Origin of the sequence: Sinomonas sp. P47F7 (assembly GCF_049332655.1) — a bacterium.
Taxonomy (GTDB): domain Bacteria; phylum Actinomycetota; class Actinomycetes; order Actinomycetales; family Micrococcaceae; genus Sinomonas.
Map to the genome: position 1 here is coordinate 851,762 of NZ_CP186327.1, position 19,619 is coordinate 871,380.

A 19,619-nucleotide genomic window follows, 5' to 3' on the forward strand; every position below is an offset into this window, starting at 1 on the left:
CGCTTCGTTCATTCTCCCCGTCGCGGCGCGCGCAGCGGAACGGCTCGCAACCTCGCGTTCGGCCCCTCTGCGGCGCGGTTTTCGCGGCACGACGTTCACCGGGTCTCGCATGCAGCCTCCGTTTCGCCGCGACACTCTTCACCGCGGGAAATACCCCTTGAAGATGGCGCGTAAACGGGCGCGCCGAGCGCGGAGTACCCCCTGTGGGTATAGACAGAACGGTCTGTCTAGTCGTAGCGTCCGATTAATTGCACGGTCCGTATCGATTCAGGCGAGAAGGAGATCCGTACATGACGAGTGTTCGAGAGGAGCTCGCGGCACCACCGCGAAGTGCCCCCCGCGATGCCGAATCGCTACCCGCGGACCCGGCACCCCGGGTCGGGGAACTTGGCGACCAGTCGAGCGAATCGGCCTCACCCGAGACCGCCGCGCGGGCCAAGGCAGCCGGAGACCTCGCCGTCGAATACCTGGGGGTGGCCGACGCGCTCGCGAAGCGCTTTCGATGCCCCGGCCATGACCCCGACGACCTGCGCCAGGTCGCGCGGTTGGGACTGATCAAGGCAGCGAACAGGTATCGGCACGACCAGGGGCACGGATTCGTCCCCTACGCGGTGCCCACCATCACGGGCGAGCTCAAGCGGTACCTGCGCGACCAGTCGTGGGTGGTGCGGCCGCCCCGCGGCATCCAGGAGCTGCGGCTCAAGATCAACGCGCTCCGGCCGCGGCTCGCGCAGGGCCTCGGACACGAGCCCTCGACGCGCGAGCTCAGCCTCGAGCTCTCGATGCCGGTCGAGGACGTCGCGGAGGCGCAGATCGCGGACGCCTCGATGGTGGCGAACCCCATCGAGCACGCCGACACGTCCGACGATCCGGTGGAGCGGCGGCTCAACGTCGTCGTCGCCGCGGAGGATCCCGGCTACGAGCGCGTCGAATCGATGCAGGCCCTCGCCGACGCACTCGAGGGCTCGTCGGAGGCGGACTACCACCTCCTGTACCTCCGATTCGTGAGGGAGCTCACGCAGGACGAGATCGCGCGCGAGCTCGGCGTGAGCCAGATGCAGGTCTCGCGGCTCCTGCGCCGACTGCTCGGGAGGCTCCGCCGCCACATGGCCGCGTAAGCGCCTGGCCTCAAGGGGCAGCACGCTAACTGATCCGGTTGATTTGACGCCCAGTCTGTGACGTTATGTGCCCTTTACAGCATGGGTTTACCGGCGTCTACTGGAAGAGGCCAGCGGCTTCGGGCGCCGGCGCGAAAGCACCGACCACCACCCCACTGACCGGCTCCTCCGGGAGTCCGGAGGAGCGGATTGATGGGAGGGAGTAACTCAATGAAGAAGTGGATGCGCTGGGAAGACTACGTTGCAGGGGTCTGCGGGCTGGTCGCCGCGTTGTCGGTGATCGTGACGATGCCCTCGACAGCGGCGGTGTCTCTCATGCTCGTCTTCGGCATCCTGCTAATCGCAACGGCCGTCCTCAACCTGTCCATGCCGGGCACTCCGTGGCTCGAGTACGCACAGGCGGCCTTCGGCGTCCTGCTGTTCGTCTCCCCATGGATCGGTAACTACACCGGAACCGCCGGAGCGGCCTGGACGTCTTGGATTGCCGGCCTGGTTGCCGCTGCCGTGACAGCGGCGGCTATCAAGCCGAGCATCGACACGCATCGCAAGATGATGCCCTCGCACTAGAAAAAGAGTTAGTCCACAACGGCCGCGGCGTCGTGAGGCGTCGCGGCCGTTCCGTGCCCGGCGCGACCCGAGTTAGGCCGGCTGGACGGCGAGCCAGCGGAATTCCTGCGGCGGGAGCGTCAGCCCCTCGGCGATCCGGAGCCTTTGCCCCGTCAAAAGGTCGACGGCGTCGCCCCCGAGGCCAGAAAGCGTCGCCGCATCGACGCGCTCGGGTGAGTCGGAGAAGTTCGCCAAGGCGAGGACTCCGCCGTCGTCCGCTTGGCGCTGGTAGCCGAGGATGTGGCGATTGTTCGTCGTGAAGTCGACGAGCCGGTTGCCCGCGAAGGCGGGCGTCTGTGCGCGCACCGCGAGCATGCGCGCGAGGCCAGCGAAGATCGCGCCCTCCGGAGTGGTGGGATCGCCGCGGTGGGCGTAGCGCTCGGCGGGATAGTGCGGTCGGTGGACCCAGCGGCTGTCCGCCTCGTGCCCCTCTTCCTGGGCGTAGCCGTAGTCGTTGAGCTGGCCCACCTCGTCGCCGAGATAGATGAGCGGGATGCCGCCTGTGCTGATCGCGATCGAATGCGCGAGCAGGATGCGGCGGATCGCCTCGGGGGAGCCTGACTCGAGCCCGCACAGGGAGGCGGTGGTGCCGGAGATGCGGCAGTCCCCCGTGCGGGGATTGTCCTGGAACGCGACGCCTCGCGCGAAGCTTCCGGGGTAGCGGTTCACGTAGAAGTTGTTGAGGAAGCGGCGGTGGTCGAAGCCGTTGATGCCGAGCTCGGCCGCCTCCTCGTCCGCGAACGTCCAGCCGATGTCGTCGTGGCTGCGCACGTAGTTGACCCACGCCGTGCCGGCGGGGAGGTTGTGCCGGCGCGTGAGCGCCTGGGCGAGAAGCGAGACGTCCCGCGTGGCGAGGGCCTCCCACGTGAGGGCCATCTCGAGGGGGTTGTAGGAAAGCTGGCACTCCGCCGGGTCGATGTACTGGACCACCTCGTCGGGGTGCACGATCGCCTCCGACTTGAACAGGAGCGACGGCGCCGCGAGGCGGCACACGGCGTTGAACGCCCGGAGGAGCGAATGCGCCTCGGGGAGGCTCTCGCACGCGGTGCCGAGCTGCTTCCAGATGAACGCGACCGCGTCCATGCGCAGGATCTCGATGCCCTGATTCGCGAGGAACAGCATCTCCCCAGCCATCGCGCGGAACACGGCGGGGTTCGAGTAGTTGAGATCCCACTGGAACGTGTGGAACGTGGCCCAGACCCAGCGGCCGTCGGGGAGCGGGACGAAGGAGCCGGGATGGTCGTCCGGGAAGATCTCGCGGACGGTCCGCTCGTACGCGTCCGGCATGGTGCGGTCCGGGAAGAGCCAGTAGTAGCCCTCGAAGTCCGGATCGCCGGCGGCGGCCCGCTGGGCCCATTCGTGCTCGTTGGACGTGTGGTTGAAGATGAAGTCCACCACGAGACTGATGCCGTTTTCGCGAAGCTCGGTCGCAAGCTCTCGCAGCTCCGCGATGGTGCCGAGTTTAGGATTGACGTCGCGATAGCTCGAGACCGCATAGCCGCCGTCCGAGTTCGGCTCCGGGGCGAGGAACAGCGGCATGAGATGCAGATAGGTGAGGCCCAGCTCGCGGAAGTAAGGAATACGATCGCGAAGGCCCGCGAGGCTGCCCGCGTAGCGGTCCACGTAGCAGACCGCGCCCAGCATCCCGCCCGACTGGTACCAGTCGGGCTCGGCCTCGCGCCGCGCGTCAAGCGCCTTGAGCTCCGCGGGCCGCTTCTGCCAGGACTCGGCGCATTCGACGACGAGCGCCGAGAGCTGCGCGAGCCAGTCCCCGCGCTCGCCGTAAAGGGAGCGGAAGAGGCGCTCGAGCTCGGGGAAATGGCGGTCGAAGCGCTCGCCGAATTCGCCCCATTCCGCCCCGCTCAGCTGGGGATCCGCGTCCAGGGCAGACAAGACGTGCTGACGGGCCTCCTGCTCGACACTCGCGCTCTCCGGCACGTGACCCTCCTCGGGGTGGGTTCTCGCTAGCGGTGTGGTGCGTGCCACATACGTTACTTGCGGGCCATCGAGCGCGCGACCTTGCGACGTGACGGAGCCCGGGATTGGACACTCGCCCCAGACCGTGGACAGTGGAGCTATGCAGGAGCAGCTGATCCGGCTCATCGCCGCGCTCGCCAACGGCCGCGCGCGGGAGCGCTTCGCGGAGATCTCCTTGGGCGGGCGCCGCGGCGCGCCGGCCGATCCTACCCGGGACCGTCTACTCGAGGCGGCGGGTGTGCTCGAGGAGCTCCCCGGCGCGCTCGTCCGTGTCGACGAGGCCGCCCTTCAGGGGCTGCTTGCCCACGCCCGGTCTGCCCTGGTGCCGAAGCCCGAGCAGAGGATCGAGCAGCTTCCGCGACGGCGCACCCTGCTCCGGGCGACCCTCGAGGAGCTCGCGGGCGAGGTCCTCGGGCCCGACGAAACCGTGCCCGAGACCGAGCTCAATGCGCGGCTCGCCGAGAGGGTCGACGACGTTCCACGCGTCCGCCGCGCGCTCGTCGACGAAGGTCTGCTGGGCCGCAAGGCCGACGGCAGCGCGTACTGGCGGGCGTAGCGGCCCGGAGATCATCCGAGTTTGGGATCTCCGGCGCAGGGTACTGAACTCGATATCGGAATGCCTGAGGCCTGAGGCCGGGCATTAATTCGTTCGCATCGCGGTGTTTCCGTGTGGGAAATTCCCGACGGGATCACCGTGCGCCGCCGGAAGTTTCGCATCCTCGGCGACGCCTCGGCATCGAACGCAAACCAGCTCACAATCGCCCCAACACGGATGGAGGGTCCCGTGGACGGCAGAACACAAATTGCAGCTGTACTCGCAGCCGGCTATTTGCTCGGCAGGACCAAGAAGATGAAGCTCGCCCTGACGGTGGCCGGCGTGATCGGCGGGAGGCAGATCTTGCACCACCGAGGCGAGCTGATCAGCAAGGCCGGCAAGATGCTCGAATCCAGCCCCGAGGCGAGGAGCATCGTGAAGCAGGTCCGCACCACGCTCCTGGAGGCGGCCACCGGGGCGGCCGTCACGGCGGCCTCGCGGGGCATCGGCTCCCTGAGCGACAGCCTGCAGGACAGGGCCGAGAAGCTCCGCGAGCCCAAGCCCGAGGACGAAGAGCCCCAGGACGAGCGCGCGGAGCCCGAGGATTCGGATGCCGCGGAGGACGCCGACAAGCAGCCTTCGCGCCGCCAGTCCCGTCCCAGCCAGTCCCGTTCCAGCTCCAAGGCGTCCGGTTCCGAGCAGTCTGGCTCCAAGCAGTCTGGCTCCGCGTCCGGATCCCGAGGGGGCACACGCACGGGCTCCCGCACGGCATCCTCGACTCGCCGCAGTCCGGGCCGCAGCCAGAGCTCCTCGAAGTCCACCAAGTCTTCGTCCGCGTAGGGCGCCAGCAGAAGGAGGCAGGTCATGGAGGCAAAGACGAGCAACAGTTCCCTCCTGGACAAGCTTGGCCTGGACGGTCTGAAGGACGCCGCGAGCGACTACGGAACCGCCCTCGTCAACAACGGCATGGGCAAGGTCAGCGACACGATCGACGGCCTGACCGACCGGCTCACGGATTACGCCGACGGCAAGTCATCCAGCATCAAGGGCAAATCCCTCGGAGAGGGGCTCAAGGCCAAGCTCCAGGGCAAGAATCCCGTGCTCGCCTCGGTGGGAGGGGCTCTGAGCGGCGTGAAGGACAAGGTCAAGGACACGGTCTCCGCCGGCGCCGAGGCGCTGACAGGTGGCGGAGGCGGGCGCGGAAGCCGCCAGCAGAAGCTCGTGAATATCGTCGAATGGGCCGATGTCGGGGTACCCGTGAAGGTCGCCTATAACCAGTGGACCGAATTCGAGGAATGGTCCGACTTCATGAAGAAGGTCCACAACGTCGAACACGACGAGGACCAGGGAAAGGTCGAAATCAAGGGCCAGGTTTTCCTGTCCCACCGGACGTGGGAATCGACCATCAAGGAGATGGTTCCGGACGACCGGATCATCTGGAAGTCGAAGGGCCAGAAGGGTCATCTGGACGGCTCGGTGACATTTCACGAGATCGCCCCGCGGCTCACACGCATTTGCGTGGTCGTCGAGTATTACCCGCGGGGATTCTTCGAGAAGACCGGACAGATCTGGCGCGCCGTGGGCCGCCGTGTGCGGGTGGAGCTCAAGAGGTATGTGCGCCACGTCATGACCTCGACCATCCTCAGTCCGGACGACGTCGAGGGCTGGCGCGGCGAGATCCGCGATGGCGACGTCGTGCGCTCCCACGACGAGGTCGTTGAGGAGGAACGCGAATCCGACTCCAAGGATCACGACCGCGGCCGCGAAGGCGACCCGGAGGACGAGTACGAGGACGAGTACGACGACGACCCCGAGTCCGCGGACGGCGAGTCCGACGACGACGAGGCGGCCGAAGACGAATACGACGACTACGAGGACGAAGAGGACAACGACGAAGAGGACGAACAGGACGCAGAGGACGTAGCTGACGACGACGAAGACTACGAGGACGAGGACGAGCGCGCCGGCCGGCGCGACGACGACTCCGAGGACAAGCGGCCCGCGAAGCCTCGGGCGAGGAGGAGCGCATGACGACCAACAGCTCAGTGCAGCCCCGCGGGGGCTACATGGACCGGCCCCAATCGAGCTCGCTGGCTGACGTCCTCAACGTCATCCTCGACAAGGGGCTGGTGATCGACGCCTACGTCCGGGTCTCCCTCGTGGGGATCGAGGTGCTCACCATCGACGCCCGGATCGTGATCGCGAGCGTCGACACCTACCTGCGCTTCGCCGAGGCCACGAACCGCCTGGACCTCGCGAAGCAGGGCGGGAAGGGCCTTCCGGACATGATCGGCGACATGGAGGAGAGCGGCGCCCACAAGAAGACGAAGGGCTTGCTCTCCGGCGTCAAGGACGCGGTCGTCGGCGACAAGGACAACGAGGACGACGGCGAGCGGGAAGAGGCGCGGCCGCGTCGCCGAAGGAGTGAGAAGGCCTAGTGGAACAGGAGACCCCAGTGAGCCTGTACGTTTACGGCATCGTTCCGAGCCCCGCGGACGTCCCCGAACTGGTGGGCGTCCAGGGCGAGCGGGTGACAACCGTCGAGTCCAACGGCCAGACGGCCCTCGTCTCACAGGTCGAAGACGGCGAGGAGATCGGCACGCCGGAGAATCTTCTGGCCCACAGCGCCGTCCTGGACCGCATCGCGGCCGATAGGCCCGTGCTCCCCATGGTGTTCGGCACGCTCGTGCCGGACGCGGAGGCGCTCGTGGAACGCGTGCTCGCCCCCGGGCACAACGCCTACGCGGCCCAGTTCGCGCGGGTTGGGGACTCGGCGCAGTTCACCCTGCACGCCCGGTTCGTTGCGGACCAGGCGCTCGCCGAACTCGTCGAGGAGGATCATGAGATATCCGCCCTGCGGCGGGCGATCTCGGGCTCCTCGGAGGACGAGACCCGCGAGGAGAGGATCCGCCTCGGCGAGCTCGTGGTTCGTGGTCTGCACCGCAAGGCCACGGCGGAGGCGCAGCCCGTCCGCGAGGCCATCGTTCCGCTGGCCCTCGAGGTCGTCGAGCGCGAACCCGGCCAGGCCGACGACGTGATCGAACTCGCCGCCCTCGTCGAGCGCCATCGGCAGGCGGAGTTCGAGCGCACCGCCGAGGACTTCGCGCGCCGCTCCGCCGGCCGGATCACGTTCCGGCTGCTCGGCCCTCAGGCCCCCTACGACTTCATGGGCGTCGCGTGATGGGACTCCTCTCGGGGATCCTCGGACTCCCGCTCGCGCCCGCGAAGGGCGTGGTGTGGGTGGCTGAGCGTCTCGGTGAGGAGGCGGAGCGGCGGTACTACGATCCGGCGGCGATCCGTCGGCAGCTCGAGGAGGTCGCCCAGGCCAGGGGCCGGGGCGAGGTCTCCGACGAGGACGCCGCAGCTCTCGAGCGGGAGCTCGTGGCCCGCCTTCTCGAGGGCAACGAACGGCGGAGCAGGAAGGAGCACTGACCATGGCGAGCCGAAGCGACGAAGGGACCCCGCGTCGCGCCCCCGAGGGGAGCCCGTCGAAGGGGAGCCAATCGAACGGGAGCCCGTCCAAGGGGAGCGGGTCGACGGGGAGCCGGGCGCGCAGGCCCGAACTGAGCTCGATCCGCGCGGCCCAGCGCGCCGTCGTCCAGCTCCATGAACTGACCACCCGGGACATCGAGGCCGTCGTCGGGATGTCCAAGACCGATTCCGGCAACTGGAAGGTCATCGTCGAGGTCGTCGAGGCGCACCACTTCCCCGACACCTCGGACGTCATGGCCGAATACTCGGTGGACGTCAACGCGAAGGGAGAGCTCGTGGGCTATTCGCGCGGGGAGCGATACCTGCGGGGTCGACCCGGAGGCCAATGACCCAGGAATCTGAGAGCACCCGCGCCGCGCCCCGCGAGGCGGAAGGTGCGGGGCGCGACGTCGTCCGTTCGCCCGCGCGAGGCCTCGCTACGGGCGGCGCACCCCTGCAGCCGCAACGCGACCGCGACGGCACGCTCACGCAGGTCATCGAGACCCTGCTCGACAAGGGGCTCGTGATCAACGCGGACATCACGGTCTCGCTGGCGGGCGTCGAGCTGCTGGGCATCCGGATCCGCGCAGCGCTGGCCTCGTTCGATACCGCCGCGCGCTACGGGCTGGACTTCCCGTCCGGGACGAATCGCGACACGGCGGCGTGGAACGACTCGATCGAACGCAAGGACACGTGCCCGCAGTGCGGGAAGCGGGCCCCCGAGGCCCAGCTGCTGCACGAGTTCTGCCCGTGGTGCGGGTGGAAGAGCGCCCTCGCGCTCAGTCGGGGCCGCGACCCGGGAGCGGGGGAGTGATGGACCCGGTCCGCGAACCCGAGTCGTCCGTCTCGGCGCTCGTCGACACGCTGCTCACCAAAGGCGTGTATCTCGACGTCGATGCGGTCATCACGGTCGCCGAGATTCCGCTCGTCGGCGTGAGCCTCCGGGCCGCGCTCGCGGGGATGGAGACCCTCCTCGAGTACGGGATGATGCGCGACTGGGACGAGGCCACGCGTGCGGCGCACCGTCCCCACGCTGCGGACGACGGCGGCGCAGCGCACCCGGGTGCCGCGGCCCCGACCATGGGCCGCGCGCGACTCGAGAGCCAGGCCCTCTTCCGCGAGCAGCGTTCGTACGGCGAGGTCTGGCGCAGCGGAACGGCCCGGTGGGAGCCGGCCCGCGGCTTCACCTGGTTCGGGGAGGGCGACCGCCGCCCCGCCGTGCGGATCGCCGCGGACGAGATCACAGGGGTGCGCGAACTCGGACTCCTCGCCGTCGACGCCGCGGATTCCCCCGCCCCGGGCCAGCGGCGCGTGCTCGCGTTGGCGACCGAACGCTGGGAGGTCGCCATCGCCGTCGACCGCGGTGACGAATGGGAAGCCGCGCTGCGGCAGGGAGGTGCGGCATGACGAAGCTCAACATCGACGAGGACAACCTCAAGAACGGCGTGCTGACGCTCGTGGTGACGCTCGTCGAGATCATCCAGGAGGCGCTCGAGGCCCAGGCCCTGCGCCGCATCGAGGGCGGCTCGCTCACGGAGGAGGAGCAGGACCGGCTCGGGACCGCCCTCCTCGAACTCGACGCGGCGATGGCCCAGCTCAAGCTCGATCACGGCATCGAGGACTCCGTCGATGAGCTGCGTCGCGGCCTCGACGAGGCCGTGACGGAGCTCATCGGTCGGGCTGCGAGTCCGGGCCGCCCCACGGGTACGGCGCGGGGAGCGCTCCGATGACCAGCGCAGCGCCTGGGGGCACCGCGGGGCTGTACGTCTACGCCGTCGTGCCTCACGACCTCGACCCCGCGACTCTCGGGGTGGGCATCGACGCCGTGGCCCTCGAGGTGGTCGCCGTGTCCGAGGGCGTCGCGGCCGTGGTCCACCGCCACGACGCCCCGCCGTACGCGGGATCCGGCAGGGACGCGGAGCGCCGCGTCCTCGAGCACGGCAACGTGGTCGAGCGGTGTTGGGCCCACGCGGGGACCGTGCTGCCCCTCGGGCTCAACGTCATCGTGACGCCGGGGGAGAACGAATCGGCGAGCGAGCGGCTCGCGCACTGGCTCCGGGCCAATGCCGCCGCGCTCGCCGAACGGCTCGCGGCTCTTGAAGGCCGCGTGGAGCTCCGTGTCGAGATCTCCCTCGACGGACGCGCGGCCGCGAGCGGGAGCGAGGAGTCGCGGCGCGTCGAGGCCGAGCTCGCGGAGCGCCCGGCCGGGGTCCAGCGTCTTCTTGCCCGAAAGCTGGCCGCGCTGGCCGCGGAGGCGGTGGAGGAGCGCGCGGACCGGCTGTATCCCGAGTATCGCCGCCGCCTCGCCGCCCTGTCGGAGGATCTCACGGAGAATCTCCGCGGGCACCCGCCCGCGGGCTGCGCCACGGTTCTGAACGTCTCCGTCCTGGCCCGGCGCGGCGACGTTCCCCGCCTCGGGCAGGCCCTGAGCGACATCGAGGCCGAGGATCCGGCCGTCCGGGTGCAATTCCTCGGCCCGTGGCCGCCGTTCTCCTTCGCCGACGTTCCGGGGTCGCGGAACGGACCCTCGGAGTTGGACGGGTCCTGAGCGGACCCGGGGAATGGGGCGCAGAAGCGCCGCGTCACACTGGTGTTTTACATGTCTAATTGAAATGATCATGCTGCCGTGACCGAGGCTGGCCCCACCACAGGCTTGTCTTGGTCCGGCGGCACTATCCCCGTCAGGTCCGTCGCACACACTCTCAGAAAGGTCAGCCATGACCCAGCCCAACGTTGGCGAGCCCACCGCACCCGCACAGCCCGTCCCCGCGACCCAGCCCAAGTCGCGCATCGCCGCTGGCCTGCTCGGCATCTTCCTGGGCAGCCTCGGGGTGCACCGCTTCTACCTCGGCTACACGAAGATCGGCATCATCCAGATCGTCGTCACGCTGGTGACGTTCGGCTTCGGCGCCCTGTGGGGCTTCATCGAGGGCATCATGATCCTCGCCCGCGCCGAGGCCTTCCGTGCCGACGCGACTGGGACCCCGCTGGCCGACTGAGCCGTCCCGAACTGAGCCATCCCGAACTGGGCCGCGGTTCTGAACTGAACCGCAGTCCTGAACTGAACCGCAGTCCTGAACTGAGCCGCGGACTGTGGCGCGGTTCCCATCCGAGGTTTGGTTCCGGTGGCGGGCAGCGATGACACGCTGCCCGCCGCCCGGTTGCGGGGTCTCTGGCGCCGGGTTGTGGGGTCCCTGCCACCGGGTTGCGGGGTCCCTGCCACCGACCACGCTGCGTGGCCATGCGGCGCAATGTACCCGTAAATTCCGTCGGTTCCAGCGCGGCCGTGTCTACCATGGCCTCGTCATCCATAGACACGAGGGGGATTTATGAGTACACCGACGCGTCCGGCTACACAACGTCTACGCCCGGGCCCATGTCCGTGGTCGGGTACGCGCTCGAGGGCATCTGGTTCCTCGCCACGATCGTCCCGCAGCTCGCGCTCCTTGCCCGCCGCCTGCATGACGTCAATATCAGTGCCTGGATGATCTTCATCGGGCTCGTCCCGATCCTGGGCGGCCTCACTCTGCTCATCCTTTCGCTGCTGCCTCCGAAGCCCGAGGGGCAGCGCTTCGACCGGCCCACTGGTCCTGTCTATCCGGGCTGACGCACTACGTTTCGCAGGGGTCCGGGCGCTGCGCCCGGGCCCCTGCGGCGTTCCGCACCTTCGGGATCGCCCAGTTGTAGCCTTCAGCGCATGACCCTTGAACGCTGGCAACGGCTCTCAGAATGGCCCATGATGGCCGCCGCCCTTCTCTTCCTCGCTGCCTACTCGGTGCAGGTCATCGCCGACCTTCCGGACGCGGAAGGTGCGTGGGCAGACGCCCTCGTCTGGGCGGCGTGGGCGGTCTTCGTGCTCGACTACGGCGTGCGCCTGTGGCTCGCTCCGAGCCGAGGGCGCTGGTTCCTGTACAACCTGCACGAACTCGCGATCCTCGCGCTGCCCGCCCTCCGGCCACTGCGCCTCCTGCGACTCGTCACGCTGCTGAAGGTCGTGCATAGTCGGGCGGGCAGCGCCCTGAGGGGCAAGCTCCTGCTCTATGTTTTGGGCTCGGCTTCCATGCTGATCTACTGCGGTGCCCTCGCGGCCCTCGACGCCGAGCAGAACGATCCGCAGGCGAACATCCGCACGTTCGGAGACGCGCTCTGGTGGGCCCTCACCACCATCACGACTGTGGGATACGGGGACCACTACCCGATCACCGTCGTTGGGCGGTTCGCCGCCGCAGGCCTCATGGTGGCTGGGATCGCGGTGCTCGGCGTCGTCACGGCCTCGATCGCATCCTGGCTCGTGGAAAGCGTCTCCGCCCAGACGGCCGCCAAAACCGCGGAGCGGACGGCCGCGGCGCTCGACGCCGTCGACGCGCCCCTCGAGCAGCAGATCCGCGCGCTGTCCGAGCAGGTTGCTCGGCTCGCGGCCGTGCTCGAGGCGCGCGGACCGCGCGGCTAGGGTTGGCCGGCGCCTGCGGGCGACTCGGCCGGCTCGTCCCAGAAGTCCATGAACGACTGCGGCGATGCACTGCATACTCTCACTTGCGAGGAATCGGGCGTCGAGTCCAGATATCGAATGGCCCCTGAGCCGAGACTCCGGGCTCGTGGTGGACGTCGGCTATCCGAGCGCTTCCCGGATCTCCCAGAGGATGAGGCGTCTTGCCCTCTCGTCCACGTCCAGGTTGAGGATCGCGTTGAGGGCACGGGCCATGCGCGGCGCGGCTGCCAAGAGCTCGGCGAGCTCGGGATTGCTGGCGAGATCGAGGGCGGCGACCTCAGGGGCGGAGAGGCGGTCGGTCACGTGCGGATTGGCCAAGACACTGGAAACGGCCATGGGGGATTCCTCCGGTCGAGCCTGCGGTTGAACCCATGCTCCACTGGGCTTCGACAGCCCCGCGAGCCGACCCGCCGCCGTTTCAGCGATGTTCACGCCGGATTCGGCGAAGCGTTTGATACCCGTCGGCTCCCGGTCTACCCGGAACAGGGCGTTTTCGTCGACAAGTCACCGCCAAGCTGACCGCCGTGCCCGAAGAGGTAGCGTCGGGGCCCTGCGCGTGCAGGAATGTCCCGGCCTAAACGCGAGTTTGGGCGGGACATTTCTCCGACGAGTTGCGGGCAAGGAACGGGTCGACCTACGGGCGGCCGTAGTTACCCGCAGGTAGCGGAAGCCGTTGGACGTGTCTAATATGATATTCATCACTTATTTCACATCGATGGGGGAAGCGTCGTGGACGAGGCGTTGATGCGCGAGCTTGCGTGGCAGATCACCGGTATTCGCCGACCGTCGCAGAGCAGCGACGAAGTATTCGGCAAGACGCTCGAGCAGACGGCAGCCTTCCACGTGGCCGAGGGGCGGGCTCCCGAGACCTCTGGGGAGAGTGCGCTTGAGGCGAGGCTCGGGCGCTGGCTCGAGGCCCAGCGCGCCGAGTCTCGCCGCGGCACGCTCTGCGACGCGCGACGGCGCATGATCGACCGTGCGATCGGGGTCGGCTGGGCGTTTGATGCGATTAGCCCGAGACCGTAGCCGGTTCGAGACGGCTTAGGGCCCGGCGGCTCGGGGGTCCGGCGGCTCGGTTCAGGCGTTCCGGTAGCGCGTCGCCAGATCGGGGCCCTGCGCCCCGAAGGCGGCGAGATCCGCGTTGAACACCTCATCGAGGAGGTGTGCGTTCTCGACGCCCGGAGCGCACACGGTTTCGCCCAGATCGAGGCCTCGCAGGCTCGCCGTGACGACGTCGGCCGCGCTCATGCGGGGCACCATGCTCAGGTCGAGGCCTTGACGCTCGTGGAACTCCGTGGCCACGACCCCAGGGCACACCACCTGGACGGTGACGCCTGTACCCTCGAGCTCAGCGCTCAGAGTCTGGGACATCGCGACGAGGTAGGCCAGGCTCCCGCCGTACACCGCGCGGCGGGGCATCTGGGCGTGCGGGGCGGGGCCGCCGAACGCGATCATGCCAGCCACGTTGATGATGGTGCCCTCGCCGCGCGCCTGCATGCCGCCGACCGCTGCGCGGGTGAGCATCGTGGGCGCGAGGACCTTGACGCTCACAAGCTCGGCTGCCTTCTCCGCCGGCAGCTCGGCGAGCGGCATGTAGTGGGCCACTCCGGCATTGTTCACGAGCATCGTCAACGGTTCGGCCGCGCAGATCTCGGCGACCGCGCCGATCCCCTCGGGAGTGGACAGGTCGGCGGCGACAGTGCGGACCGCGACCTCCGGGTGCGCGGCGGCGAACTCCGCCAGGCGCTCGGCGCGCCGGCCGACGATCACCAGGTCGTAGCCATCCGCGGCGAGGCGCTCGGCGAAGGCTCGGCCGATGCCGGATGTCGCGCCGGTGACAAGTGCAAGCTTGCTCATCGGGCGCCCGCCTAGGCGGCGTGGATCCACTCGTTGAGCGCCGCGCGGTCGGTGAACCACGCGGTGAGGAAATCGGCCCCGTCCTCGTGTGCGGGCGCGGAGGAGCCAGCCGCGGGCGGGAGGAGGAAAGCGAGTTTGAGAGCTCCCGCACGGTTGTAGCGGGGGATGATCTCTTCGGCTCGCCACTGACCGGTCGCTTCGCTCATCCGGTGGGCGAAATCCCTCGCGTCCACAACGAGGACCGTGGGCCGGTGTTCGAGTGCCAGGTCGGCGAAGGCCGCCATGTCAGCGCGGAAGGCTTCGTCGGTCATGCCCTCGGTCGCGCTCCACTGTAGTTCCAGCACGGTTCCGTCATCGGTCAGGGAGAAGAGGCTGTAGGGGGTCTTGGCCAGTTCCATGGCTGTTATTTCTCCAGACAAGTGGTCGGCCGACGGGACCCGGCGGCCCGGTATGTTCCGCGGTCTTTCAAACAGCGGCGCGTCGTGTGGGCCGTTGCGGATTTCCGAACCCCGTTCGCCGCAAGATGGGCGAGCGCCTCATGCGAGGCTAGCCAGACACCCGGCCGAGGTCCAGCCCGCACCATCGGCGAGCCCTCATCGAAGGGCACGAAAAACCCCTCTCTGATCCGCGTTTCCGCAAGTCTAGAGAGGGGTCGTGGAGCCTCCCAGCGGGATCGAACCGCTGACCTTCTCATTACGAGTGAGACGCTCTACCGTCTGAGCTAGGGAGGCAATAGGAGCCCCGCAGCAGCGGAACCACCGAGTGAATACTCTAGTGGAGCGCGCCGCTCCGGGTCAAAACGAGCGTCAGGCCGGCTTGGCCAAATAGTCCACCGCATACGCGACCGCCGCCGAAAAGAGGCGCCACGACCCGTAATGAGCGGAGTCTACGTAGGCGCTTCCGCCGCGCCCTCGAAGGCATGCGAGCGTGCTCTGCCGCCCTCCCGGGCGTTCCGGATACACGACCACCTCGACCGAGCCGATCGTGCCCACTGCCTGGCGCGCGCCGCTTCCCTTCAGCGCTGCCCGCAGTTGCCTGCTGACCTGCATTCTGTCCATCGCCGACGTCCCCGTCACCATCAGCTCCCTGCTGTGTCCCTGCTGCGCCCCAGTGGTGGCCGCCACCCCCAGCGTGGCGGCCACCTACTAGGTAGAACAAGGCCAGCACGCCGTATGACGCGATTTTCTCCAACATTTATATCCAGTGTCCTCCGTGGTCGTGTTCACCCTGCGTACGTGGCGAATTCAGTGGTGTGTCGCGAGCCAATGGCATCGTCGGAGAACAATCGCCGGGCGAGTCTGGCGTCCAACCGGACTTGGGGGATCATCAGTGACCGTGCAAAACCTGCCGCCCGCCGTGGCGAGTGGCATCCGTCTCGCCGTACTCGACATGAACGGGACAACCGTGGTCGATGGCGGAGCGGCGGAGCGCGCGGTCGCCGAGGCCCTGCGGCAGTTCGGCGTCACGGGCGAGCGGCTCGATTCGGCGCTCGTGATGTCTCGACGCAGCGCGGGGCTCGACCGCGCCGGGGTCTTCGAGCGGCTTTTCCCGGACGACGCCGGTACCGCCAAGGCGGCGTTCCGCGCCTTCGCCGAGGGGTACGACGCGATGATCCTCTCGGGCTGCGTGCGGGCGGTCCCCGGGGCGGAGGCCGCCGTCCACACCCTGCGTGAGCACGGCGTCAAGGTGTGCCTCGCGACGGGCTTCGGTCGGCACACGCAGAACAGCGTCCTCGAGGCGCTTGACTGGATGGGTCTCGCGGACCTCTCGCTGTGCTCGGAGGACGCGGGCCGCGGCCGGCCCTATCCCGACATGGTCCTCACGGCCGTCCTGGCCCTCGATATCGAAGACGTCCGGCAGGTTCTCGTTGCCGGCGACACGGCCGCAGACATCACGTCGGCCCTGCGCGCCGGCGCTGCCGCGGCCGTGGGCGTTCTGACGGGGGCCCAGCCCGCCCACGAGCTGCGCGCGGCGGGCGCGACCGCCGTCGTCCGTTCCGTCGCCGACCTGCCGTCGCTGCTGTGGGAGCGCGACGCCGTTGCCGCGGTCTAGCGCCGCGCCCGGCTCGCTCACGCGAACGACGGCGCCCGGCTCGCCCTAGGCGGCGCGGCGTCAGCAGTGCTTGCCGTCCTCGGCGGCCTTGCCGTCCACGAGGAAGCTGTCCACGGCCTGATCGACACACGTCGAGCCGCGCCCATACGCCGTGTGACCCTGCCCGGTCCAGGTCAGCAGGGCGGCGTTCCCAAGCTCCGAGCGCAGCGAGACCGCCCACGGATACGGCGTGGCGGGATCGCCCGTGGTGCCGAGCACCATGATCTGGTTGCTGCCCGTGTAGTGCGCGGGGGCGGGCGTCCGGACGGACTTGTAGGGCCAGTCCCGGCAGTTCACCCCGCCGTACGCGAAGAACTGGCCGAAGGTCGGCGACGCCTCCGCGAGCTGCTGGGCCTCGGTGCGCATGCCGGCGGTGTTGGACTCGGTGGGGTAGTCGAGGCAGTTGTACGCCATGAATGCCCACGAGCCGTTGGACGAATAGGTGCCGTTCTGGTCGCGATCCGCTGCCTGATCCGCGAGACGCAGCATCGCGGAACCGTCGCCGCGGAGCGCCTTCGCGATGGCCTGTGTGAGCACGGGCCAGCTCTGGTCATTGTAGAGCGGGAGGATGAACCCGTTCACGAAGTCGGTGATGGGGAGGGCGCGCCCATCGTTGGTGTGCATTGGCTGCTCCTGGACGTTCTGGAAGAGCGTCTGGAGCTGGCCCACAGCATCAGTTTCCGAGCCCGTGAGCGGGCAGCCCGACTTCGAGATGCACGAGCGCACGTACGCGTGGAGCGCGTCCTCGAAGCCCTTCGCCTGGCCGAGCGTGAGCTCCTGGGCGCCCAAGGCGGGATCGACGGCGCCGTCGAGCACGAACTTCCCCACACGGTCGGAGAACATGCTCGCGTAGGTCGCTCCGAGGAGCGTCCCGTAGGAGAAGCCCGCGTAGTCGAGCTTGGTTTGGCCCATGACGACGGCCCGCAGGACGTCCATGTCTTTGACCGAGCTGATCGTGTCGGAGTGCGCGAGGATCGGGCCGGTGTTCGCCTTGCAGGCCTCGATGACCTTCTTCTGCTCGGCGAACGACTGCGCGAGCCCCGCATCGGTCGAATTGTCGAGGTTGAGCTGCCGCACCGCGTCCTGCCCCGCCGCATCGAGGCATGTGACCGGGGCGGAGCGCTTGACCCCACGGGGGTCCCAGCCCACGAGGTTGTACATCCCGCGGAGCTTGTCGGAGAACATCGAGTTGCCGGCGTCGCGCACGAGGTCGATTCCCGAGGCGCCCGGTCCGCCAGGGTTGACCATGAGGTTCCCCTTCGCGTTGCGCCCCTTGAGGCGTGCAACGGCGAGCTGGATCGTGTCCCCGTCCGGCTTCGCGTAGTCCACCGGAACGGTGACCTTGGCGCACTCGAGATTGTTCTCGCACGGAGACCACTGGATCTGCTGCTGGTAGAACTTCGTCAGCTCTGGCGCGGCCCCCTCGGTCGCCGAGGTCTCGGGGCTCGCGGAGTTGCCTTGGCCCGGTCCGATAAACGGCGTGCATCCCGTCAGCGCGATCAGGATCGCGGCCACGACAACGACGACCGCGCCCCGCAGCCGGGCGGTTGCGGCGGCGGGCAGAGGCGTCCCCGGGCTCGGGGCAGGCGTCGTCACAGGGCTCCTCCGTCAGATCAGGCTTACCGCCATGGCTTCGACCGCAAGGAGCGGGGCCACGTTGGTGGTCGTGATGCGCTGTCGCGTGGTGTTAACCGCGTCCATGCGCGCCAAAGTTACGGCGGCCGAAGATTTCGCCGCGAAGTCCCTGACGTCCGCGGCGATTTCGGTGTTAACCGGGTCCACGTCGCTGCCGAGCTGGAGCATCAGGACGTCGCGGTAGAACGAGAGCAAGTCCGTGAGGGTCCGGTCGAGCGAGTCGGTGACGGACCGCTTCGCGCGCCTCTTCTGGTCTTCCTCGAGCTGCCGGACCTGGGAGCGGAGCGTCGGGGGCAGCTTCTCGTCCCCGGTGACGCCGAGCGTCTCGAGCAATCGCGAGCGCTCCTGCGCGTCCCGCTCCTCGTTCGAGCTCGAGGCCTCGTCCGAGGCGATCTTGACAAGCTGCTCGGCGAGGTTGACGGCCTGCGAGACGGTCGTGAGGGTGAGCGGGAGGCGTACCGTGGCCGCGCGGCGCTCTCGGGCCGCGGGATCGTGCACGAGCCGCCGCGCGATGCCGATGTGGCTCTGGGCCGCGCGGGCCGCCTGAACCGCGAGATCGGGATCGGCGCCGTCGCGCTCGACGAGCAGCGCCGCGACGTCGGACACCGGTGGGAGCCGGAGCCCCACGGGACGGCACCGTGAGCGGATGGTCACGAGCACGTCGGCCGGCGACGGCGCGCACAGCATCCAGATGGTCCGCGGCGTGGGTTCCTCGATCGCCTTGAGCAGCACGTTCGTGGTGCGCTCGGCCATCCGGTCCGCGTCCTCGACGACGACGATGCGCCACCGGCCAGTCGACGGCCGGTCACCCGACTTGGCCACGAGCCCGCGCGCCTCGTCGATCGTGATGGTGACCTTCTCGGTGCGCACGAACGTCACGTCGCTGTGCGACTCCGCGAGGACAGCGCGGCACCCGGGGCACACCCCGCAGCCGCGAGCCATAACGTCCTCAACCTCGCAGTTGAGCGCCGCCGCGAAGGCCTTCGCCGCCGTCGAACGCCCGGATCCCGGGGGGCCAGTGAAGAGCCACGCGTGGGTGAGGCCCTCGCCTGCGGCGGCCCGTCGTAGCTGCTCAGCCACCGGCGCCTGCCCCACGAGCTGATCCCACACGGTCACGGGCGGGCCTCCACGCGGCCCGGATGGGCACGGACCGCGGCGGAGCGCGCTTCGAGCGCGCTCGTCACGGCTGAGAGGATCGCCTCGGCGAGCTCGCCGGGCTCCTGACGCGCGTCGAGCACGAGGTAGGCGCCGGGACGCGTCTCGGCGAGCTCGAGGAAGGCCGCCCGCACGTCGCGGTGGAACTCGTCCGGCTCCGACTCGAGCCGGTCCTCGGCCGCGTCGCCAGCGGTTCTCCGGGAGCGGCCCTCGGCCTCGTCGACGTCGAGGAGCACCGTGAGATCGGGCCACAGCCCGTCCGTGGCCCACACGTTGAGATCGCGCACGGCATCGGCGCCGAGCCCGCGCCCCACACCTTGGTAGACGATCGAGGAGCCGATGTAGCGGTCCGTCACCACGACGCCTCCGCGCTCGAGCGCGGGCCGGATGGACTGCTCGACGTGAGCGGCGCGAGAGGCCGCGAAGATGAGTGCCTCGGTGCGCGCGCCGACCTCTCCGTGTCCGTGCTCGAGGACGAGGCCGCGCAGCTTTTCGCCGATCGGCGTGCCACCAGGCTCGCGCGTGAGGAGCACTTCGTGACCCGCGGCACGGAGGGAATCCGCGAGGATCCGCGCCTGCGTCGACTTCCCTGCGCCGTCGCCGCCTTCGAAGGCGACGAACAGGCCAGGAAGCGGCGTTTCGGCGGAGGAGATCACCCACCCAGACTACCGACTCGGACGCCGTC

26 protein-coding genes and 1 tRNA gene are annotated in these 19,619 nt (G+C 68.9%); 18 read left to right on the forward strand and 9 right to left on the reverse strand.

Going from position 1 to position 19,619, the window contains the following annotated elements:
* Window positions 1–290: 290 nt before the first annotated feature.
* Window positions 291–1,118: a sigma-70 family RNA polymerase sigma factor gene (locus ACOKR1_RS04165; RefSeq protein ID WP_422935496.1), complete on the forward strand. Its 828-nt coding sequence runs from the start codon at window positions 291–293 to the stop codon at window positions 1,116–1,118.
* Window positions 1,119–1,328: 210 nt separating this feature from the next.
* A complete protein-coding gene (locus tag ACOKR1_RS04170) occupies window positions 1,329–1,685 on the forward strand; it encodes an SPW repeat protein (RefSeq protein WP_422935497.1) in 357 nt (118 codons plus the stop codon).
* A gap of 72 nt (window positions 1,686–1,757) precedes the next feature.
* On the opposite strand, the gene ACOKR1_RS04175 is transcribed toward ACOKR1_RS04170, so the two are convergent.
* Entirely contained in the window at window positions 1,758–3,662 is a 1,905-nt protein-coding gene (locus ACOKR1_RS04175) for an alpha-amylase family glycosyl hydrolase (protein WP_422935498.1), read from the reverse strand.
* 139 nt (window positions 3,663–3,801) lie between these two features.
* Between ACOKR1_RS04175 and ACOKR1_RS04180 the strand changes: the two genes are divergently transcribed.
* The 14 genes from ACOKR1_RS04180 (at window position 3,802) to ACOKR1_RS04245 (ending at window position 12,157) form a co-directional block, all read left to right on the forward strand.
* Entirely contained in the window at window positions 3,802–4,257 is a 456-nt protein-coding gene (locus tag ACOKR1_RS04180) for a DUF2087 domain-containing protein (protein WP_422935499.1), read from the forward strand.
* A 294-nt stretch (window positions 4,258–4,551) separates the two neighbouring features.
* Entirely contained in the window at window positions 4,552–5,076 is a 525-nt protein-coding gene (locus ACOKR1_RS04185) for a hypothetical protein (RefSeq protein ID WP_422935500.1), read from the forward strand.
* Between the two features lie 24 nt (window positions 5,077–5,100).
* Window positions 5,101–6,267, forward strand: a complete 1,167-nt coding sequence (locus ACOKR1_RS04190; protein ID WP_422935501.1) for an SRPBCC family protein — start codon at window positions 5,101–5,103, stop codon at window positions 6,265–6,267.
* Between the two features lie 35 nt (window positions 6,268–6,302).
* Window positions 6,303–6,674, forward strand: coding sequence for a gas vesicle protein GvpJ (gene gvpJ / locus ACOKR1_RS04195; RefSeq protein ID WP_422936550.1), 372 nt, complete (start codon window positions 6,303–6,305; stop codon window positions 6,672–6,674).
* Between the two features lie 17 nt (window positions 6,675–6,691).
* Entirely contained in the window at window positions 6,692–7,417 is a 726-nt protein-coding gene (locus tag ACOKR1_RS04200; RefSeq protein WP_422935502.1) for a GvpL/GvpF family gas vesicle protein, read from the forward strand.
* On the forward strand, window positions 7,417–7,668 hold the full coding sequence (locus ACOKR1_RS04205; RefSeq protein ID WP_422935503.1) for a gas vesicle protein GvpG: 252 nt from the start codon (window positions 7,417–7,419) through the stop codon (window positions 7,666–7,668). Before ACOKR1_RS04200 ends, ACOKR1_RS04205 begins: the two co-directional genes overlap by 1 nt.
* A gap of 2 nt (window positions 7,669–7,670) precedes the next feature.
* Complete coding sequence (gene gvpO / locus ACOKR1_RS04210; RefSeq protein ID WP_422935504.1) at window positions 7,671–8,057, forward strand: gas vesicle protein GvpO; 387 nt, start codon at window positions 7,671–7,673, stop codon at window positions 8,055–8,057.
* Complete coding sequence (locus tag ACOKR1_RS04215; RefSeq protein WP_422935505.1) at window positions 8,054–8,521, forward strand: gas vesicle protein; 468 nt, start codon at window positions 8,054–8,056, stop codon at window positions 8,519–8,521. The genes gvpO and ACOKR1_RS04215 overlap by 4 nt, the downstream gene beginning before the upstream one ends.
* Window positions 8,521–9,114, forward strand: coding sequence for a gas vesicle protein (locus ACOKR1_RS04220; RefSeq protein WP_422935506.1), 594 nt, complete (start codon window positions 8,521–8,523; stop codon window positions 9,112–9,114). The genes ACOKR1_RS04215 and ACOKR1_RS04220 overlap by 1 nt, the downstream gene beginning before the upstream one ends.
* The gene (locus ACOKR1_RS04225; RefSeq protein WP_422935507.1) at window positions 9,111–9,437 is read left to right on the forward strand and encodes a gas vesicle protein K; all 327 of its coding nucleotides are present in this window, start codon (window positions 9,111–9,113) and stop codon (window positions 9,435–9,437) included. The genes ACOKR1_RS04220 and ACOKR1_RS04225 overlap by 4 nt, the downstream gene beginning before the upstream one ends.
* A complete protein-coding gene (locus ACOKR1_RS04230; RefSeq protein WP_422935508.1) occupies window positions 9,434–10,255 on the forward strand; it encodes a GvpL/GvpF family gas vesicle protein in 822 nt (273 codons plus the stop codon). The genes ACOKR1_RS04225 and ACOKR1_RS04230 overlap by 4 nt, the downstream gene beginning before the upstream one ends.
* 169 nt (window positions 10,256–10,424) lie before the next feature.
* Window positions 10,425–10,706 carry a TM2 domain-containing protein gene (locus tag ACOKR1_RS04235; RefSeq protein ID WP_422935509.1) on the forward strand — a complete coding sequence of 94 codons (282 nt, stop codon included), beginning with the start codon at window positions 10,425–10,427 and terminating at the stop codon, window positions 10,704–10,706.
* 296 nt (window positions 10,707–11,002) lie between these two features.
* Window positions 11,003–11,314 (forward strand): DUF805 domain-containing protein, encoded by a 312-nt coding sequence (locus ACOKR1_RS04240; RefSeq protein ID WP_422936551.1) that lies wholly within the window; start codon window positions 11,003–11,005, stop codon window positions 11,312–11,314.
* Window positions 11,315–11,404: 90 nt separating this feature from the next.
* Window positions 11,405–12,157 (forward strand): potassium channel family protein, encoded by a 753-nt coding sequence (locus ACOKR1_RS04245; RefSeq protein ID WP_422935510.1) that lies wholly within the window; start codon window positions 11,405–11,407, stop codon window positions 12,155–12,157.
* A 159-nt stretch (window positions 12,158–12,316) separates the two neighbouring features.
* Here the strand turns inward: ACOKR1_RS04245 and ACOKR1_RS04250 are convergent, their stop codons facing one another.
* Window positions 12,317–12,532, reverse strand: coding sequence for a hypothetical protein (locus ACOKR1_RS04250; protein WP_422935511.1), 216 nt, complete (start codon window positions 12,530–12,532; stop codon window positions 12,317–12,319).
* A 393-nt stretch (window positions 12,533–12,925) separates the two neighbouring features.
* Here ACOKR1_RS04250 and ACOKR1_RS04255 point away from each other — a divergent pair, with 393 nt between their 5' ends.
* Window positions 12,926–13,222 (forward strand): helicase associated domain-containing protein, encoded by a 297-nt coding sequence (locus ACOKR1_RS04255; protein WP_422935512.1) that lies wholly within the window; start codon window positions 12,926–12,928, stop codon window positions 13,220–13,222.
* Window positions 13,223–13,273: 51 nt separating this feature from the next.
* Here the strand turns inward: ACOKR1_RS04255 and ACOKR1_RS04260 are convergent, their stop codons facing one another.
* The 4 genes from ACOKR1_RS04260 to ACOKR1_RS04275 all read right to left on the reverse strand — a co-directional run bounded on the left by ACOKR1_RS04260 (window position 13,274) and on the right by ACOKR1_RS04275 (window position 15,195).
* A complete protein-coding gene (locus tag ACOKR1_RS04260) occupies window positions 13,274–14,053 on the reverse strand; it encodes an SDR family NAD(P)-dependent oxidoreductase (protein ID WP_422935513.1) in 780 nt (259 codons plus the stop codon).
* Window positions 14,054–14,064: 11 nt separating this feature from the next.
* Window positions 14,065–14,451: a hypothetical protein gene (locus ACOKR1_RS04265; RefSeq protein ID WP_422935514.1), complete on the reverse strand. Its 387-nt coding sequence runs from the start codon at window positions 14,449–14,451 to the stop codon at window positions 14,065–14,067.
* Between the two features lie 257 nt (window positions 14,452–14,708).
* Window positions 14,709–14,784: transfer RNA gene (locus ACOKR1_RS04270), tRNA-Thr, on the reverse strand.
* Window positions 14,785–14,859: 75 nt separating this feature from the next.
* Complete coding sequence (locus tag ACOKR1_RS04275; protein ID WP_422935515.1) at window positions 14,860–15,195, reverse strand: hypothetical protein; 336 nt, start codon at window positions 15,193–15,195, stop codon at window positions 14,860–14,862.
* Window positions 15,196–15,382: 187 nt separating this feature from the next.
* Here ACOKR1_RS04275 and ACOKR1_RS04280 point away from each other — a divergent pair, with 187 nt between their 5' ends.
* Window positions 15,383–16,105: an HAD-IA family hydrolase gene (locus tag ACOKR1_RS04280; protein WP_422935516.1), complete on the forward strand. Its 723-nt coding sequence runs from the start codon at window positions 15,383–15,385 to the stop codon at window positions 16,103–16,105.
* Between the two features lie 60 nt (window positions 16,106–16,165).
* Here the strand turns inward: ACOKR1_RS04280 and ACOKR1_RS04285 are convergent, their stop codons facing one another.
* The 3 genes from ACOKR1_RS04285 to tmk are packed head-to-tail and all read right to left on the reverse strand — an operon-like array spanning window position 16,166 to window position 19,590.
* Window positions 16,166–17,740, reverse strand: coding sequence for an alpha/beta hydrolase (locus tag ACOKR1_RS04285; RefSeq protein WP_422935517.1), 1,575 nt, complete (start codon window positions 17,738–17,740; stop codon window positions 16,166–16,168).
* A 12-nt stretch (window positions 17,741–17,752) separates the two neighbouring features.
* Window positions 17,753–18,895 (reverse strand): DNA polymerase III subunit delta', encoded by a 1,143-nt coding sequence (locus ACOKR1_RS04290; RefSeq protein WP_422935518.1) that lies wholly within the window; start codon window positions 18,893–18,895, stop codon window positions 17,753–17,755.
* A complete protein-coding gene (tmk, locus tag ACOKR1_RS04295) occupies window positions 18,892–19,590 on the reverse strand; it encodes a dTMP kinase (protein ID WP_422935519.1) in 699 nt (232 codons plus the stop codon). Before tmk ends, ACOKR1_RS04290 begins: the two co-directional genes overlap by 4 nt.
* Window positions 19,591–19,619: the final 29 nt, after the last annotated feature.

Excerpts from the sequence above, each read along its gene's own strand:
- ACOKR1_RS04205 (WP_422935503.1), top strand. The coding sequence starts at position 7,417 with ATGGGACTCCTCTCGGGGATCCTCGGACTCCCGCTCGCGCCCGCGAAG.
- ACOKR1_RS04215 (WP_422935505.1), top strand. The coding sequence starts at position 8,054 with ATGACCCAGGAATCTGAGAGCACCCGCGCCGCGCCCCGCGAGGCGGAA.
- ACOKR1_RS04180 (WP_422935499.1), top strand. The coding sequence starts at position 3,802 with ATGCAGGAGCAGCTGATCCGGCTCATCGCCGCGCTCGCCAACGGCCGC.
- ACOKR1_RS04185 (WP_422935500.1), top strand. The coding sequence starts at position 4,552 with ATGAAGCTCGCCCTGACGGTGGCCGGCGTGATCGGCGGGAGGCAGATC.
- ACOKR1_RS04240 (WP_422936551.1), top strand. The coding sequence starts at position 11,003 with ATGGCCTCGTCATCCATAGACACGAGGGGGATTTATGAGTACACCGAC.
- ACOKR1_RS04260 (WP_422935513.1), bottom strand. The coding sequence starts at position 14,053 with ATGAGCAAGCTTGCACTTGTCACCGGCGCGACATCCGGCATCGGCCGA.
- ACOKR1_RS04225 (WP_422935507.1), top strand. The coding sequence starts at position 9,111 with ATGACGAAGCTCAACATCGACGAGGACAACCTCAAGAACGGCGTGCTG.
- ACOKR1_RS04250 (WP_422935511.1), bottom strand. The coding sequence starts at position 12,532 with ATGGCCGTTTCCAGTGTCTTGGCCAATCCGCACGTGACCGACCGCCTC.
- gvpJ (WP_422936550.1), top strand. The coding sequence starts at position 6,303 with ATGGACCGGCCCCAATCGAGCTCGCTGGCTGACGTCCTCAACGTCATC.
- ACOKR1_RS04235 (WP_422935509.1), top strand. The coding sequence starts at position 10,425 with ATGACCCAGCCCAACGTTGGCGAGCCCACCGCACCCGCACAGCCCGTC.
- gvpO (WP_422935504.1), top strand. The coding sequence starts at position 7,671 with ATGGCGAGCCGAAGCGACGAAGGGACCCCGCGTCGCGCCCCCGAGGGG.
- ACOKR1_RS04170 (WP_422935497.1), top strand. The coding sequence starts at position 1,329 with ATGAAGAAGTGGATGCGCTGGGAAGACTACGTTGCAGGGGTCTGCGGG.
- ACOKR1_RS04220 (WP_422935506.1), top strand. The coding sequence starts at position 8,521 with ATGGACCCGGTCCGCGAACCCGAGTCGTCCGTCTCGGCGCTCGTCGAC.
- ACOKR1_RS04190 (WP_422935501.1), top strand. The coding sequence starts at position 5,101 with ATGGAGGCAAAGACGAGCAACAGTTCCCTCCTGGACAAGCTTGGCCTG.
- ACOKR1_RS04265 (WP_422935514.1), bottom strand. The coding sequence starts at position 14,451 with ATGGAACTGGCCAAGACCCCCTACAGCCTCTTCTCCCTGACCGATGAC.
- ACOKR1_RS04245 (WP_422935510.1), top strand. The coding sequence starts at position 11,405 with ATGACCCTTGAACGCTGGCAACGGCTCTCAGAATGGCCCATGATGGCC.
- ACOKR1_RS04165 (WP_422935496.1), top strand. The coding sequence starts at position 291 with ATGACGAGTGTTCGAGAGGAGCTCGCGGCACCACCGCGAAGTGCCCCC.
- ACOKR1_RS04230 (WP_422935508.1), top strand. The coding sequence starts at position 9,434 with ATGACCAGCGCAGCGCCTGGGGGCACCGCGGGGCTGTACGTCTACGCC.